Annotated in this window: 15 protein-coding genes and 1 pseudogene; 7 read left to right on the top strand and 9 right to left on the bottom strand. The window is 62.4% G+C overall.

The window, feature by feature from the left end; all coding sequences use genetic code 11:
- The 7 genes from FHU29_RS08245 to cobN all read right to left on the bottom strand — a co-directional run bounded on the left by FHU29_RS08245 (position 1) and on the right by cobN (position 7641).
- The gene (locus FHU29_RS08245) at positions 1-834 is read right to left on the bottom strand and encodes an alpha/beta fold hydrolase (RefSeq protein ID WP_064438914.1); all 834 of its coding nucleotides are present in this window, start codon (positions 832-834) and stop codon (positions 1-3) included.
- 67 nt (positions 835-901) lie between these two features.
- Positions 902-1078: a hypothetical protein gene (locus FHU29_RS08250; protein ID WP_157094905.1), complete on the bottom strand. Its 177-nt coding sequence runs from the start codon at positions 1076-1078 to the stop codon at positions 902-904.
- A 119-nt stretch (positions 1079-1197) separates the two neighbouring features.
- Positions 1198-1581, bottom strand: a complete 384-nt coding sequence (locus FHU29_RS08255; protein ID WP_064438913.1) for a PPOX class F420-dependent oxidoreductase — start codon at positions 1579-1581, stop codon at positions 1198-1200.
- A gap of 26 nt (positions 1582-1607) precedes the next feature.
- Positions 1608-2684 carry an ABC transporter ATP-binding protein gene (locus tag FHU29_RS08260; RefSeq protein WP_064438912.1) on the bottom strand — a complete coding sequence of 359 codons (1077 nt, stop codon included), beginning with the start codon at positions 2682-2684 and terminating at the stop codon, positions 1608-1610.
- Between the two features lie 181 nt (positions 2685-2865).
- Positions 2866-3090, bottom strand: a complete 225-nt coding sequence (locus FHU29_RS08265) for a hypothetical protein (protein ID WP_064438911.1) — start codon at positions 3088-3090, stop codon at positions 2866-2868.
- Positions 3091-3222: 132 nt separating this feature from the next.
- Entirely contained in the window at positions 3223-4026 is an 804-nt protein-coding gene (locus FHU29_RS08270) for a shikimate 5-dehydrogenase (RefSeq protein WP_064439127.1), read from the bottom strand.
- 12 nt (positions 4027-4038) lie between these two features.
- Positions 4039-7641, bottom strand: coding sequence for a cobaltochelatase subunit CobN (gene cobN, locus FHU29_RS08275; RefSeq protein WP_064438910.1), 3603 nt, complete (start codon positions 7639-7641; stop codon positions 4039-4041).
- A 130-nt stretch (positions 7642-7771) separates the two neighbouring features.
- Here cobN and FHU29_RS08280 point away from each other — a divergent pair.
- Positions 7772-8034 (top strand): annotated as a pseudogene (locus FHU29_RS08280) (CoA-transferase); the annotation flags it as partial.
- A gap of 45 nt (positions 8035-8079) precedes the next feature.
- Here the strand turns inward: FHU29_RS08280 and FHU29_RS08285 are convergent.
- Entirely contained in the window at positions 8080-8988 is a 909-nt protein-coding gene (locus tag FHU29_RS08285; protein ID WP_064438909.1) for a LysR substrate-binding domain-containing protein, read from the bottom strand.
- Between the two features lie 128 nt (positions 8989-9116).
- Between FHU29_RS08285 and FHU29_RS08290 the strand changes: the two genes are divergently transcribed.
- The 5 genes from FHU29_RS08290 to cobG all read left to right on the top strand — a co-directional run bounded on the left by FHU29_RS08290 (position 9117) and on the right by cobG (position 15548).
- Complete coding sequence (locus FHU29_RS08290) at positions 9117-10145, top strand: YeiH family protein (protein ID WP_157094924.1); 1029 nt, start codon at positions 9117-9119, stop codon at positions 10143-10145.
- Between the two features lie 164 nt (positions 10146-10309).
- A complete protein-coding gene (locus tag FHU29_RS08295) occupies positions 10310-11179 on the top strand; it encodes a helix-turn-helix transcriptional regulator (RefSeq protein WP_064438908.1) in 870 nt (289 codons plus the stop codon).
- Positions 11180-11406: 227 nt separating this feature from the next.
- Positions 11407-12723, top strand: a complete 1317-nt coding sequence (locus FHU29_RS08300; protein ID WP_064438907.1) for an MFS transporter — start codon at positions 11407-11409, stop codon at positions 12721-12723.
- 44 nt (positions 12724-12767) lie between these two features.
- Positions 12768-14306: an AMP-binding protein gene (locus FHU29_RS08305; RefSeq protein WP_064438906.1), complete on the top strand. Its 1539-nt coding sequence runs from the start codon at positions 12768-12770 to the stop codon at positions 14304-14306.
- A 111-nt stretch (positions 14307-14417) separates the two neighbouring features.
- Positions 14418-15548: a precorrin-3B synthase gene (cobG, locus tag FHU29_RS08310; RefSeq protein WP_064438905.1), complete on the top strand. Its 1131-nt coding sequence runs from the start codon at positions 14418-14420 to the stop codon at positions 15546-15548.
- On the opposite strand, the gene FHU29_RS08315 is transcribed toward cobG, so the two are convergent.
- Positions 15545-16129: a DUF305 domain-containing protein gene (locus FHU29_RS08315; protein WP_064438904.1), complete on the bottom strand. Its 585-nt coding sequence runs from the start codon at positions 16127-16129 to the stop codon at positions 15545-15547. The two genes, cobG and FHU29_RS08315, sit on opposite strands and share 4 nt — an antisense overlap.
- A 72-nt stretch (positions 16130-16201) precedes the next feature.
- Between FHU29_RS08315 and FHU29_RS08320 the strand changes: the two genes are divergently transcribed.
- On the top strand, positions 16202-16408 hold the full coding sequence (locus FHU29_RS08320) for a heavy-metal-associated domain-containing protein (protein WP_064438903.1): 207 nt from the start codon (positions 16202-16204) through the stop codon (positions 16406-16408).
- Positions 16409-16432 lie beyond the last annotated feature (24 nt).

The following is a 16432-nucleotide window of genomic DNA, read 5'->3' on the forward strand; positions in this document are numbered from 1 at the left end:
TCACGCCCTGCTCTCGTGTTCCTGGATGAACGTGGTAACCGTCGTGACGTAATCATCGGGATGCGTGAGGTGCGGGAGGTGTCCGGCACCCGTATACAGCATCGTCGTGACATTTGGCAGCGCGTCGGCAAGCTGAGAAACGATCAGGCCGAACATCTTCGGACTCTCAGAGCCTTCTGTCAGCAAAACTGGACGGGCGAAGGTGCCAAGCCCGGCAAGATCCGCGTTGAGCGCCTCCGGATCCCTGATTTCGTCAAGAAAGGTCGGTGCATTGGTGACAAAGACATCGCGAATGACCTGAGGAAGCTTCCGCCAACTACCCGGGCCGAGCGCGACATTCTCGACGAAATACTCCGCGGCGCCCGCATGGTCACCAGATTCAATACGCGCGGCCACGTCCATGATGCTGGACCGCGCACCCTCCATCACTACGCGCGTATCTGGGTCTTCGACTTCGCTCAGCAGGCCCATCAGTGGTGGTTCATGCACCACAACTCCCCGCAGCAGGTGCGGATTAGCAACCGCGAGCCTCAGCGCAATGCACGAACCGAACGAGTTCGCGACCACCCAGGCGGGGACGATGTCGAGGTAACTGATAAGCGCCGCGAGATCTTCCGCGTCCTCAGAAATACTTCCCTGCCCTGGAGGACGCTCGCTATCACTGTGCCCGCGCCGATCGTACGAAACGACGCGGAACGATTCCGCGAAGCGCGAAAACACAGTTTCCCAATTCGTGTGAGACGCCCAGGAGCCGTGAACGAAAACAACAGGAACCGGACTTTTTCCGGCAGTCTGATACGCGATGCGAAAGCCATTGATTTGCGCGAATTCCATAGTCATCATCTCCCGAACTACGCCTCTTTAATCATGCCACTTCCCTGCCCGCCAGGCGAGCGCACAGCTAACCACCGGGATCTGGAGGTGAGGGCGATACGATCGTCGAAGCGCAATTCTCAACTGGGCAGAGAGTCGTACCGATGCCGATTCCCACCATGAGTGCGCTGACGAACGCGAGCACCCACGGCCAGATGTGCCGCCCGGGGATATTCGCGTGCGCACAGTTTCGGGGCCTGTTCATACGTTCGTCCTCCGTTGTGTTTTTCCACCTACGGAGCTAGCGTGACGAAAGGGTCTGACAAATTCGAAGCGTGTAATTCGCTATTCTGTTAGCGAACAGCTGAATCACATAAATGGCATTTACTGCGGGACGGTAATAGCGAGACCGATTGTGCCCTTGCGGCCTCGGCGAAGGATGCTTGCCTTCACGCCGATCCAGCCTTTGATTCCGTATTTCTTCGCGATTGCAGCGCGCGCCTCTTCAGTGCCGGCGTCATCGAGCACCTCGGCTGCCGCCTCCACCGGTTCGCTTTTGGGTCGGCCCCGGAGATCGCAGACCGAAACCTCCACGCGTGGGTTACGCCGGATTCTTTTCACCTTGTACGAATCTGTGGGCGTCCAGACGAGAAGACGCTCCCCGTCCGGGGCAGCCCATACCGCGGTCGCCACACCTTCGCCGCTTTTGCGGAAGCTGGTGAGGAGGATGTATTCCGCTTCCGCAAGGTCAGAAAAAGACGGTGCCATTGGTGCCATTTCCTTAGCGTACGGCGTCAGCGAGGTAAGCGCCCGCCTTCACCGTGAGCAGCGAAAAGATGCACGTGCTCATCGGTGACCGTCACATGAATAACCTCACCCTTTGCGGGCGGCCGGCGCCAGTCAACTCGAGCCACAAGCTGTTCCTCGCGGCCACCAATCATTGCCCGGCCGTAGACGAACGCTTCCGAGCCGAGTTCTTCAACCACATCGACCTCGACACGAAGCCCAGAACTACTCACTTCGAAATGCTCCGGGCGGATACCCACGATCAGTTCACCGCCCGCCTCGTCGGCCGCGGGGCGCGGTACGCGGATTGCCAGTTCACCGAGGTTGACAATGCCACCAGTGACCGGCGCCGGGTAGAGGTTCATCGCCGGCGAACCGATGAAGCCCGCCACGAAGACGTTCCGCGGGTTGCGGTAAAGCTCACGAGGATTGTCGCACTGTTGCAGTACGCCACCGTTCAGGACGGCGACGCGGTCCCCCATCGTCATCGCTTCCACTTGATCGTGGGTGACGTACACCGTCGTTGTCGCGAGGCGGCGCTGCAGCTGGGCGATCTGAGTACGTGTCTGTACGCGCAGCTTCGCATCGAGGTTGGAGAGAGGTTCGTCCATCAGAAACACCTGCGGCTGGCGGACGATAGCCCGTCCCATCGCAACCCGCTGGCGCTGACCGCCAGACAGAGCCTTCGGCTTTCGGTCCAGAAAGTCGCTCAGCCCGAGCAGTTCGGCTGCATCAGCAACACGTGACTGAATTTCCGCTTTAGGGGTCCGGGCCAGTTTGAGAGCGAAGCCCATATTCTGCGCAACCGACATGTGCGGATAGAGGGCATAGTTCTGAAAGACCATGGCGATATCGCGGTCACGGGGATCAAGATGTGTGACGTCTTTGTCCCCGATGAAGATCTGACCTGCGTCGACATCCTCAAGACCGGCGAGCATTCGCAGGCTGGTGGACTTCCCGCAACCCGAAGGACCGACGAGGACGAGGAATTCTCCATCAGGGATGTGGAGGTCTAGCCGGTCAACGGCCGCAACGCTGGAACCGGGATACACCCTTGTCGTTTCAGCGAACGTTATCGACGCCATTGATCCGCTCCCCTTCACTTCTGCTGCCACAGTGCTCGTTCCGCGCATTCACTGTATGTGACGCCGGGCGGACCGCAGCGATGTGACGCTCCGGTTCACGGCACACCCGGTCTACCGACCAGGACCCCGCTGCAGCGGGTGTGTGGCCGGGACAGCGGGTGTGTGGCCGGGACAGCGGGTGCTAGTTCGCTAGCCCGTATTCGTCGGTCTCCCCAAAAGGTCCGTCCTCGTCACCGGTGTAGTACACGGCCGCGAGAATTCCGACGGCGGCGCCGGCCGAGCCGCCGATGACCATCGCGAACAAGATAAGGTCGGCCACAGCCACGAGCGCGGCCAGGGCAACACCAGAAACGAGCAGCATCCACACTGCGACGTTGGTGGCGGAGTTCTTCGATGCGGCAGACATGCGGGCTCCTCGCGGAAACCGAATCGGCCCTAGATCGGGTCGACGATTTCGTAATGATCGGTGCGGCACTGCACGCGAAACGACGGCAAAACGGTTCCGACCAGGATAGCGGGAGCGGAGCCTGCAGAGTAGTCAGGCGCGGGAGAACTCTGACGCCCGCGCAATCAGGCCGTGGCTGGGGCGGACACCGGTGTACAGAGCGAATTGCTCGGCGGCCTGCAACGCAACGACCTGCGCACCGGTGATGACAGTTCGCTCGGCAGCGATCGCCGAATCAATCAAGGGTGTGCGCACTGGCATCGCAACCACATCGAACACAGTCTGTGCGTCCCTGATCTGTTGCTCAGTGAACGCGAGTTCGTGCTCCTCAGCCCCACCAGACATACCGACGGGCGTGACGTTGATGAGCATGTCCGCCGTTTCACCTTCTCCGCTGGGACGCCAAGTGAACCCGTAGCGGTCAGCGAGTGCGAGACCGGTTCCCGCGTTCCGCGCGGCGACCGTGACGTCAGTGAAGCCTTCATCCCGCAACGCGGCGACCACAGCTTTGGCCATCCCTCCGCTGCCCCGTACGAGCACGCGCGAACCCGTGTCGACCGGTTCGAGCAGGCTGCGGACAGCGACATAGTCCGTGTTGTACGCGCTCAGGACTCCGTCGTCATTAACGATCGTGTTGACCGCATCAATCACCGCAGCGGACTGATCGATGCGGTCCACCAGAGGAATCACGTCCTCTTTGTAGGGCATTGACACGCCACAGCCCCGGATACCGAGCGCCCTGATCCCGGCGACAGCCGCGGGCAGGTCGGTCGTAGTGAACGCTTTGTAGAGGTAATTCAGCCCGAGTTCGCGGTACAGGAAATTGTGGAAACGCGTGCCAATGTTGCTCGGCCGCCCAGACAGGGAGATGCAGAGGTCCGTGTCACGATCCGGCATTGAAATCACAGCTCAGTCTCCTTCGAGATCGCCTTCGGTGCGCAGATACGCTTCCTTCAGTGCGCTGAGTGTGGCCGCGGATGGCTTCTCCCACATCCCGCGCTCGGCAGCTTCGAGAAGACGCTCCGCTATTCCATGCAGAGCCCACGGGTTCGATTCCTGCATGAACTTGCTGTTCGTCTCGTCAAGCACATAGTTGTCCGTTAACTGTTCGTACATCCAATCGGACACGACTCGGGCCGTGGCATCTAGCCCGAACAGATAGTCGACAGTCGCCGCCATTTCGAACGCCCCTTTGTACCCATGACGGCGCATGGCGGCCATCCAGCGCGGGTTGACCACGCGAGCGCGGAACACACGCCGGGTTTCTTCGCTCAGCGTGCGGGTGCGAACGCTGTCGGGGCGAGTGCTGTCACCCACGTAGGCTTCGGGGTCTTTGCCTGTCAGTGCACGCACCGTCGCCACCATGCCTCCGTGATACTGGAAGTAATCGTCGGAGTCCGCGATGTCATGCTCACGGGTGTCGGTGTTCTTCACGGCCACACTTATGCGCCGGTAGGCGTCACGCATGTCGTCCGCTGCAGGCACACCGTCGAGGCCACGGCCGTACGCGTATCCGCCCCAGGCGGTGTAGACCTCGGCCAGGTCAGCGTCGGAGCGCCAGTTCTTCGCGTCGATCAGCTGCAGGAGTCCCGCACCGTACGTACCTGGCTTCGAACCGAAGATCCGGGTGGTCGCACGTCGCTCGTCACCGTGCCGCTGGATATCCGCGGCGGCATGGGCTTTCACGAAGTTCTCTTCGGCCGGCTCGTCGAGCGCGGCCACCATGCGGAACGCGTCGTCGAGCAGCGCCAGAACGTGCGGGAACGCATCACGGAAGAAGCCACTGATACGCACCGTCACATCGATGCGCGGTCTGCTGAGTTCCTCGAGCGGTATCACCTCGAGCGAGCGGACACGGCGCGACGCTTCATCCCACACGGGGCGCACACCGATGAGAGCGAACACTTCCGCGATGTCGTCTCCTGAAGTCCGCATCGCGGACGTCCCCCATACGGAAAGGCCGACAGATCTGGGCCAGTCTCCCTGATCCGCGCGGTACCGCTCGACGAGTGACTCGGCCATCGCCTGCCCGGTCTCCCATGCCAGCCGCGAGGGGATGGCCTTGGGATCCACAGAATAGAAGTTGCGGCCCGTCGGGAGGACGTTGATCAGCCCCCGCAGCGGCGATCCGCTCGGCCCAGCCGGGATGAAGCCGCCCTCAAGCCCGTGCAGAATCCGCGGGATCTCGTCCCGGGTCGCCCGGAGGCGCGGAATGACTTCATCACATGTGAACTCGAGGATCCGCGCGACCGTGTCGTTGTCCGTGAGCTTGCGAACCTTTCTGCGCTTCCATTCTCTGGCCGCGAGCTGTTCGAGGAGGTGCCGAGCTTGCTCCTCCACATCGTCGACACGTGCCCGGCTCTCATCGCCGGCCTCACTCAAGCCTAAAGCTTCGCGCAGGCCAGGAACCGATTGCTCGCCGCCCCACATCTGGCGAGCCCGCAGCATCGCGAGAACCAGGTCGATCTCCTCGTCACCCTCCGGTGCCCGGCCGAGGATGTGCAGACCGTCGCGAATCTGAACATCCTTGATTTCGCACAGCCACCCATCGACGTGCAGCAGCATGTCGTCGAACTCTGCTTCGTGAGGACGCTCATCCAGGCCAAGATCATTATCCATTTTTGCCGCTGTCATCAGCGTCCAGATTTGCTGCCGGATCGCGGGGAGCTTCGCCGGGTCAAGCGCCGCGATGTTCGAGTGCTCATCGAGCAACTGCTCGAGCCGCTGGATGTCACCATAGGACTCGGCGCGAGCCATCGGGGGGATGAGATGGTCGACGAGTGTCGCATGAATACGGCGCTTAGCTTGGGTTCCCTCCCCCGGGTCGTTCACGAGGAAGGGGTAAATCAGCGGCATGTCCCCGATCGCGGCATCGGTCGCGCACGAAGCCGACAGGCCGAGGGTCTTACCGGGCAGCCACTCAAGATTGCCGTGTTTTCCGAGATGGATCATCACGTCGGCGCCGAAGCCACCCTCCTCGGGCGGGCCGGAGATCCAGCGGTACGCAGCCAGGTAGTGGTGACTTGGGGGCAAATCGGGATCGTGGTAAATCGCGACCGGGTTCTCTCCGAATCCGCGCGGCGGCTGGACCATGATCACCAGGTTCCCGAACTGCAACGCAGCGAGAACGATCTCGCCGCCCGATTTGTTCGATCGGTCGACAAACAGTTCACCTGGTGCAGGACCCCAGTGGCTTTCGACATCCTCCCGGAGGTCCTTAGGAAGGGTGTCGAACCATCTCCGGTACTTCTTCGCTGAGATGCGGAGCGGGTTGGCTTCGAGCTGCGTCTCAGTCAGCCAGTTCGGGTCCTGTCCACCGGCGGCGATCAGCGCGTGAATCAGTTCGTCGCCGTTCCCCGAAGCCAGGCCGGGAACGGCGCCGTCACCGTCATCAGGTCCAAGGTCGTAACCGGCCTCACGCATCGCTCTGAGCAGATGAATCGCACTCGCCGGGGTGTCCAGCCCCACTGCATTGCCGATCCGGGCGTGCTTGGTCGGGTACGCAGACAACATCAGTGCGACGCGCTTCTCGTGCGGCGCGATGCGCCCGAGCCGCGCATGCTTTACCGCGATACCCGCAACCCTGCCCGCACGCTCGGGATCCGGAACGTAGGTCGACAACCCGTCGTCATCGATCTCCTTGAAGGAGAACGGAACCGTGATCAGCCTCCCGTCAAACTCCGGCACGGCTACCTGAGTGGCGACATCGAGTGGGGTAAGCCCATCATCATTGGCTTCCCACTGGGCCCGGCTGGAGGTGAGGCACAATCCTTGCAGAATCGGGATATCGAGGGCTGCCAGTGCCTCCACATCCCATGCTTCATCGTCGCCGCCAGCGCCGGCAGTCGCGGGTTTCGTTCCGCCCGCGGCGAGCACCGTTGCAACGATGGCGTCGCTCTGGCCCAGCGCATCGAGCAGTGCCGGGGCTGCGGTGCGCAGCGACGCGCAATAAATCGGGATCGCCTGCGCGCCCTGCGCTTCGATCGCGTCACTGAGCGCGTGCACATAGCCGGTGTTACCCGCAATGTGCTGGGCCCGGTAGTAGAGAACAGCAACAACGGGCGTGTTCTCCGGGTAGGCCACGACTTTACGTTCGAGGTATCCCCAGTCCGGGAGCTGTTTCGGCTCTGCGAAGCCATACCCCGTGAGCAGAATCGTGTCCGACAGGAAGTTGAACAGCTGACCCAGGTTTTCCGCACCTCCCTGAGCCAGGTAGTTGTGCGTCTGCGCGGCGACGCCCGCGGGGACCGTGGACTCTTGCATCAGTTCGGCGTCCGGGGCGATCTCGCCGCTCACCACGACCGTAGGCAGATCAGCTGCGAGGACCGCTTCGATGCCTTCTTCCCAGGCACGCTTGCCCCCGAGGATCCTCACTACGACGAGGTCCGCGCCGTCAAGCAATCCTGGCAGGTCCGTCAGGTCGAGCCGCGCCGGGTTGCCCAGCCGGTAATCGGCCCCGCTTGCGCGGGCTGACAGCAAATCTGTGTCCGAAGTGGACAGAAGCAGGATCACGCGAAACCTTTCCCCGCCGGAGGTCACCCAGCCGTCAAACGACTGCTCATCGGGAGGGATGCTACCGGTTTGCCCCGCACGGCGCTGAGGCCCATTCGAGTGTCCCGCAGGGGTGAGGCCGTCAAAGTCGATGGTCAAGGGCATGGGCGGGGCAATGGATCTCGTCCACGGTGCCCGAAAAGTCATCGTCCTCATGGAGCATACCGACAAACATGGCAACCGAAGATCGTCGGCAAGTGCACCCTGCCACTCACCGGCAAAGCCGTGGTGCAACGCATCATAACCAGCATCGCGGTCATCGACGTCACCAATAGCGGCCTGGTCCTAGCGGAGACCGCTCCTGGCGTCACCGAGGAGCAAGTCCGCGCCGCCACCGGCGCGCCTCTCACTTGATCCCACTCGTCTGACCGATCTCGACGGCTAGTTCCGCACGACTCGTCACACCCCGGCTTTTCCTTCGCGGCGCGCAAGACGCACTAATTCGCCTGCGAGACCGGCGAGTTGCCTGGGCGGCCGCCACACCGCGCGAAGCGCTCGTACAAGATCGAGACCTTCGACGTCGACGAGTCGCAGCTCGCCGGAGCCTAGCTGGTCGCCGACAGCGAGCGTGCTCATTACAGCGGGCCCGACGCTGCCCAGCACGCTGGTGCGGATCGCTGCTGCACTTCCGAGTTCGATTAGTGGCTCAGCCCGGTCGTACTCCTGCAGGGCAAGGTCCAGGGTTGTGCGCGTCCCTGATCCTGGTTCTCGCACCAGCAGTGGCGTGGCCGCCAGTTCTGCCATAGTGAGTGGTTTACGCCGACGGGCCCAAGGGTGTGCTGGGTTGACCACCACGACTAGTCGATCACGGGCAACCGTGACGCTGTGCAGTCCGCGGGGCACAGTCGGCGATTCGACGAAGCCGACGTCGCACACACCGTCTGCAACTCGTTCGCACACGTGTGCCGAGTTGTGAACCTGGAGATGGACGGTAACTTCTGGGTGCATTCGATGGAATGAACCAAGCCAGGCAGGCATCAGGTGCTCTGCCACCGTCAAACTAGCGCCCAACGTCAGCTCTGCGGAGCGCTCCACACGCAAACCCGCCGCGACGTCAAGCAGCGTCGCGGCGTCTGCGAGGATCCGGCGCGCCCAGTGCGCAATCACCGTCCCCTCAGCTGTCAGTGTTGAGCCACTGGGATTTCGGCGCACCAGCGGAATTCCGAGATGTCGCTCGAGCTGTTTGATCGATCTGCTCGCGTTGGGCTGCGCGATCTCCGCCTTCCGGCTTGCGGCACTCAGGCTGCCGTGGTCATCCACTCCCACGAGGAGCGCCAGGACATGCAGATCAGGCAGGCGCTGGGACATACATAGATGATATAGCGCTACCGCTACACATATCTGATTGATATGGGCCTATGCGAAAATAGCGGGTACTGCATCCGCCCGCGCTGCCAGACGATTGATGGGTGACCAACACGCACGCAGCCGCCGCGATGATGGAGAAAGAACCAGCGACGCGATCGGCGCGTTCTCGCCCGATCCGCGCCGTAGCGACGCTGAGCCCTGGGCTAGCGGCATGCGCCGTGGCAACAGCAATCGCGCTATCCGCGAACTACTATCTGTCCACCGTAAGCCCCTTGCTGGTTGGAATCGTCTGCGGTGTGCTTTTCGCGAACGTGGTACAGGTACCGCAGCGCATCCGTCCGGGCTTGCAGTTCTCGTCAAAACGACTGCTCCGTCTCGGCGTTGCCCTCCTCGGACTGCAGGTGATGTTTACTGACATCATCGGCCTCGGTTGGGGAATGCTCGCGGTGGCAGTTGGCGTCGTTTGCCTCGGGATCGCAGGAACGATGCTGGTCGGCAAGCTTCTTGGCCTTTCCTGGACGCAACGATTACTGATCGCATGCGGATTCTCGATCTGCGGTGCCGCCGCGGTCGCCGCCGCAAGCGGCGTCGTACGGCCAAAAGACAGAGAAGTGGTCACAGCCGTGGCGCTCGTAGTCATTCTCGGCACGCTTATGATCCCTGCCATTCCGCTGCTCTCCAGCGTGATTGGGTTGTCGAACACTGAAGCCGGGTTGTGGGCCGGGGGCTCAATCCACGAGATCGCGCAGGTTGTGGCGGCGGGCAGCGTGATCGGCGGTACAGCTCTCAGCGCAGCCGTACTCATCAAACTCGCGCGGGTGCTCATGCTCGCCCCGGTGATGGCGGTACTCAGCCTGCGGCAGCGCTTCAGAACAGACCTCGAAGCCGGGCAGAAACGTCCCCCGCTGATTCCGCTGTTCGTTCTCGGATTCCTCGCTTGTGCTGGCCTGCGCTCAATCGGGGCGCTCCCGGATGATGCCCTGTCTGCTATGTCCGTCCTGCAAACTGCGCTGCTTACCGCCGCCATGTTCGCACTCGGCGCTGACCTGCGCGTATCGGCTTTGCGTCAGGTCGGGGCGCGGCCCTTCATCCTCGCGGCAGTCTCGACCGTCTGGGTTGCGGGGCTCGCGCTCGCCGGGATCTTCATCGCACGCTGAACTCCAGGTAAGGACGCAGACACGCAACCCTGCTCGCACCGCCCGCGTCTCGGCTGGACGTACCCGGGCATTGCCCGGAATATGGGACGATGTAATGAGTCGCATCACACCACAGCGCTGATGTGACTTACCCGATATGTCAAAACCTGACTCGTGAGGAGACCATGGAAGCCAGCGTTCACGACGCAATGCGATCCGCGCTACGGCGAGTTAAGGCGGACACGCAGCTCCCTGTCGTGTTCTCGGGCGATTACACCGGGAAAACGCTGACACTGAATCGGTTCATCGGGATGCGGACCGACGGTCTTCGGAATCTGTCGGTTGAGAGCGGGGCGGGACTGGGTGGGCGCTGCGCCGTCACCGGGCGACCGCTGGTGGTGACCGACTATACGAGCAGCGACAACATCTCGCGCGAGTATGTCAACAATGTGCGGCTCGAAGGTCTCCGCGGGATGCTCGCCGTTCCGGTCGTCGTGAACAAGGTCGTGCGAGCTGTTCTCTACGGGGCAGTCCGCGAGGCAACGAACTTCGGCGACTCCGTTCGGGGCGCCCTCCTCACCTCCGCTAAGGAACTCGGTGACGAACTGCGAGTCCGCGAGGAAGTCGCGCGGCGCGCCGAACAAGCTGAGTTCATGCGGGCTGACCTCAAAGCTGAAATGGCAGGCACCGACCGCGAGACCCTGCGGTTATTGCACAGTGAGCTCCGCGCCATCGCTGCGCAGATCCCCGACCCGGATCTCCGCGAACGACTCACCAAGGCGGGCAGCGCACTCGTGGCAGTGGGTCAGCAGGCTGCGCCGGCTTCGACGCCCGCCACGAAGCCGGCGCTACTTCAGGTACCCACACTGGCCCCGCGCGAGATCGACGTTCTGTCCCAAGTAGCGCTCGGGTGCACGAACGCTGAAATAGCGTCCCAGCTCGCCCTCTCTGCAGAAACCGTGAAAGCGTACTTGCGCAGTGCCGCAATGAAACTCGGCACCCGCACGCGAATGGAATCAGTCACGCGGGCGCGTTTACTCGGCTACCTTCCCTGAGCTTTCGGAGTGCCCCCTGAGCACTACACCCTTTCGGGGGTATTGGTGCGTGACCCGCATCACTACCTTTTGTCTTACACCAGACAACCTGCCCGATATTTCGGGCTTGATCCGAGAGAGTGAGACAAAGGGTGTCTACGATTCGTACTGCCCCACCGCCACCGCCTCCACCGCCGCAAGCCACAGCTCCGTCGGCACACAAGGATCCCAATCAGAAGAAGACGAGCATGCGCCGCGTGGCGGCAGCGAGCTCGATCGGCACCACGATCGAGTTCTACGACTTCTTCATCTTTGGTACCGCCGCAGCGCTAGTGTTCCCCGCGGTATTCTTCCCCGCGGCCGATCCGGTAGCGGGCACCCTCGCCTCGTTCGCGGCATTCGCCGTCGCGTTCTTCGCACGGCCTGTAGGCGCTATTCTGTTCGGCCACTTCGGTGACAAAATCGGCCGCAAGCGCACCCTCGTGTGGACGCTGCTCATTATGGGCTTCGCGACGGTCGGCATCGGGCTGCTGCCTGGCTATCAAACAGGTGTCTTCGGCCTCTTTGAAGGCGGCATTGGGATCTGGGCGCCAATCCTGCTGGTCACAGCCCGATTCTTGCAGGGCTTCGCCGTCGGCGGCGAATGGGCCGGTGCGACGTTGCTGACCGCGGAGTACGCCCCCCAGGGGAAGCGCGGGCTGTACGCGATGTTCCCCCAGCTGGGTCCCGCTTTTGCTTTCTTCCTCTCCAGCGCCACATTCCTCATCGCCAGCCTCACGCTCGGCACAACCAGCACCGCGTTCCTCGAGTACGGATGGCGTATTCCGTTCATCCTGTCCTTCGCGCTTGTCGCAGTCGGACTCTGGGTCCGCCTCGCTGTTGCTGAAACCCCCGTCTTCCGCGAGAAGCTCGAGAAGAGGGCCGCAACACCGTCTGCTGATGTGCCCGCCGCCAACAAGCTGCCGTTCCTCGACGCGTTCCGGTACCAGAGCAAAGAGATCTTCATCGCAGCCGGTGCGCTCGCGAGCTTGTTCTCCCTCTTCTACATGGGCACCGCCTTCATGACGAACTACGGTGTCGGCACACTGGAGCTGTCCCGGAACTACGTCCTCGCGATGGGCATGCTCGCCGCAGTGTTCTTCGGTCTTTCCACCGCCGCTTCAGCGCTGTGGTCCGATCGCATCGGGCGCCGCAAGGTCATCATGGTCTCCTGCGGCCTGGCGATCCCCTGGGTACTCGTGCTGTTCCCGATCCTGAACATGGGCGGCCCGCTGGCCTTCGCTATCGGCCTTTTCGGCACGCTCACCATCTTCGGTGTCGCCTATGGCCCGGCTGGCGCACTGCTGCCAGAGATGTTCCAGGCCAGGTATCGCTACACCGGTGCGGGCATGGGCTACAACCTCGCCGGCATTCTCGGTGGTGCACTTCCGCCGCTGATCGCCGCACCGCTCATCGCAGGGCCCGGCGCCATCTGGGTTGGTGTCATGCTCGCCGCGCTGTCCACCATCAGCGTCCTGTGCACCTACAAGATCCTCGAGACGAAGGACCGCAACATCAACGCCTGACCCGGCGCGTTGCTCCTCCTACCTCCACGATTGGACGACAAGACATGAAATTCCCGCTCACCATCGCTGACCATCTCTACCGCGCACAGACGGTTTATCCCGATCGGATCGCAATCGTCGACGAGCCGAACCAGCCCGCTCAATCCCTCGGAGCGTTCACCTACCGTGAAATGGCTGACTACGCTGCGGCGCAAGCTGCACGGCTTGACCAGCTTGGTGTTCCTGCAGGAAGCCGGGTCGCGATCATCTCGCATAACTCAGCCCGGCTCCTGATCTCGCTGTTCGGCGTATCAGCGTGGGGCAGGATCCTCGTACCGGTGAACTTCCGGCTCGCGGAAGCGGAAATAAAGTACATCATCGAACACTCCGGCGCTGACGTCGTCCTCTGCGACCCGGAGCGCAAGGAGGTTCTCGACGCCCTCGACGTGCCGCACAAATATGTGCTGGGTGAGGATGACGACAAGATCTTCGCCTTCGGTGTCACACCGGTGGCGTGGGACGGCGACGAAGATGCTACTGCCACCCTGAACTACACATCGGGCACGACTGCCCGGCCGAAGGGCGTGCAGCTGACGCACCGGGCACTGTGGCTCAACGCGGCGATCTTCGGCCTGCACGCAGGGGTGAATGACAACGACGTCTACCTCCATACTTTGCCCACGTTCCATGCCAACGGGTGGGGTATGCCCTACACGGTCACCGGCATGGGAGGCAAGCACGTCGTCATTCGCAAGATCGATGGTTTCGAGATCCTCAAGCGTGTTCAGGAGCACGGCGTCACCATGATGTGCGCGGCGCCGGCGGTTGTCTCAGCCGCTCTTGACGCCGTCGAGGAGTGGAAGGCGCTCGGCAACGGCAAGATTCCCGGGCACGGCACGCTGCGAATCATTGTCGCGGGCGCGCCACCCGCGACTCGCACGATCGAACGGGTGTGGGACGAACTGGGCTGGGAGTTCATCCAGATCTACGGCCTCACCGAGACCGCGCCGCTGCTCACGTTCAACCGGATGCGGTCGGAATGGCGTGACCTCGAGACTCGTGAGCGAGCACGCAACCTTGTCCGTGCTGGTGCTCCTGCGCTCGGCGTACGTATCACGACAAATGAGACCGGTGAGATCCTGGCACGCAGCAACCACTCTCTCGATGCGTACTGGGAGAACCCGGAAGAGACCGACCGCGTGATGCAGGGCAACTGGTTCCACACCGGTGACGGCGGCACCGTCGACAACGGATACCTGACCATCGCCGACCGCAAGAAGGACGTGATCATCACCGGTGGCGAAAATGTGTCGTCCATCGAGGTCGAGGATGCACTCAGCTTGCACCCCGCGATCCAGGAAGTCGCCGTGATCGGCATCCCTGACCAGAAGTGGGGTGAGCTCGTGACCGCACTTGTAGTGTCGCGGGATCCCGAGTTGACGGGTGAAGCGCTCATCGCACACTGCCGTGAGCACCTTGCGGGCTATAAGTGCCCGAAGCGGATCGACTTCATCGAGGCGCTCCCCCGCACCGCCACCGGCAAGGTCCAGAAGTTCAAACTCCGCCAGCCGTTCTGGCAGGACCAGGACCGACAGGTTCACTGAATCTGGGCCGCCACACACCCGCAGTGCCGACGGCACACCCTCTGCAGGGGGTGTGCCGTCGGCATATGCGGTGTGTGGTGCCAGCTGGCTGACCGCAGCTACCCTGGTCGAGTGAGTAGTAAGCCAGAAGATCGGTGTCCGGGCGCATTACGGTTACACGAAGCCGCGGACGGTTTGCTCGCGCGTGTCCGTTTGCCCGGCGGCGCGCTGACTTCAGAGCAAATGCAGACGCTGGCGATGATCTCACGCCAGCACGGCAACGACATTCTCGAGCTCACCTCGCGCGGCAACATTCAGATCCGCGGAATACGTGACGGCGAGACTGTCGCGGCGATGCTCGCCGACGCGGGCCTGCTGCCCTCGGCGACGCATGAACGAGTACGCAATATCCTGAGTTCGCCGCTCAGTGGCTTGATCGGTGGCTTCGCTGACGTGCGGACGTGGGTTAGAGACCTCGACGTGGCGCTGTGCGGTGACGACGTTCTTGCGAGCCTGCCCGGCCGATTCCTGATGGCGATTGATGATGGACGTGGTGACGTCGCGGCGCTGGATCCAGACATTGCCGCGATGGTCTACGACGAAACCTCGGTCGCGCTACTCCTCGCTGGGCAGGACACTGGAATCCGGGTCACGCCCGATGAAACCGTCCCGCTGCTCATCGCGACTGCGCGTGCATTTCTCACAGTCCGCTCATCTGAGTGGCGGGTGAAGGAACTGCCGCGGGGCGGGCACGAGATCGTCGATAACTTAGGGGTCAGCGCTGATCCTGATCGCTCCCCGGTCGCGATCAGCTCCCGCCCACTGCCACCGATCGGCTGGATCACGCAGGAAGACGATCGAATTGCCCTCGGTGCGGGTCTTAAGCTCGGCCGTCTCGACTCGCGCCTTGCCGAATTCCTCGCCGCAATCGAACGCGGAATCGTCATCACCCCATGGCGAACACTGGTGATCAGTGATCTCAACGAATGGCGCGCCGAGCAGATCGTCCGTGTTCTTGCGCCGATGGGTCTTATTTTCGATGCCGAGTCACCGTGGATTGACGTCTCAGCATGCACCGGGAGCCCCGGGTGCTCCAAGGCAGTCGCCGACGTTCAGGCGGACGCAGCGCAGGCCGTCGCCACCGGAACCTCACAGGTGGAAGGCAAACAGCACTGGGTTGGCTGCGAACGCGCGTGCGGAACCCCGCCCGGCGACATTTCAGTCGTCGTCGCTACGCCGGACGGGTATCAGATCCGCGCTTAGAGTTCGTTGAGGAGCATCCGCATCGAGTCGATTTCGGCCCGCTGAGTGTCGGCAATTGCTTGTGCGAGTTCGAGCGCTTCAGGATTCGAGCCCGTGAGCGATTCCGCTTCGGCCATGACGACTGCGCCCTCGTGATGCACGATCATCTGCTCGAGGAACAGGCGTGTCGCTTCGACACCCTCAGCGTCACGCAAGGCAGCCAGGTCGTCCTCGCCCATCATGCCGTGCATGTCGTGGTCCATTTCTGGGGTACTGTCCGCGCCCCACGCTTCGAGCCAGCCTTCCAGCATCTCGATTTCTGGTTCCTGGGCCGCTTTGATCTCTTCGGCTAGGGCCTCGACGCGAGGGTCGATGTTGTCCTTGTCGAGGATGATGTCGCTCATTTCCACCGCTTGTTCGTGGTGCGGGATCATTCCCTGGGCGAACTCGATGTCAGCTTCGTTGAACTTTGCTTCCTCGGACACTTCTGCGGTGCCGTTCTCCGCCGTCTCGTCCGTGCCGTTGTCATCATTGGTGCCGCATGCTGCCAGCGCGATCGCCAGACCTGCTGCGGTGACCGCTGCGAAGAGTCGCTTGCGCATTGTCATTCCTTCCCCAGTTGCTCGATATACCCTACGGGGGTACCCTAGCATCATTGACTGAGAGGAGCCATCATGCCAGTTACCAAAACCATTACCGTCAAGGGTATGACGTGCGGGCATTGCGAGAGCGCCGTTCGTTCTGAGATCGCGGATGTCGACGGAGTCACCAGCGTTGACGTCGATCTGCCCAGTGGCGCCGTCACCATCACCAGTGACCATGAACTCGACGAGGCAGCGGTTCGCGCGGCTGTCGATGAAGCCGGATACACCGTCGCCTGACAGTCGATCAGCGTGACTTGACCA

The organism is Hoyosella altamirensis, from assembly GCF_014191505.1.
In the GTDB taxonomy this organism is placed as follows: domain Bacteria; phylum Actinomycetota; class Actinomycetes; order Mycobacteriales; family Mycobacteriaceae; genus Hoyosella; species Hoyosella altamirensis.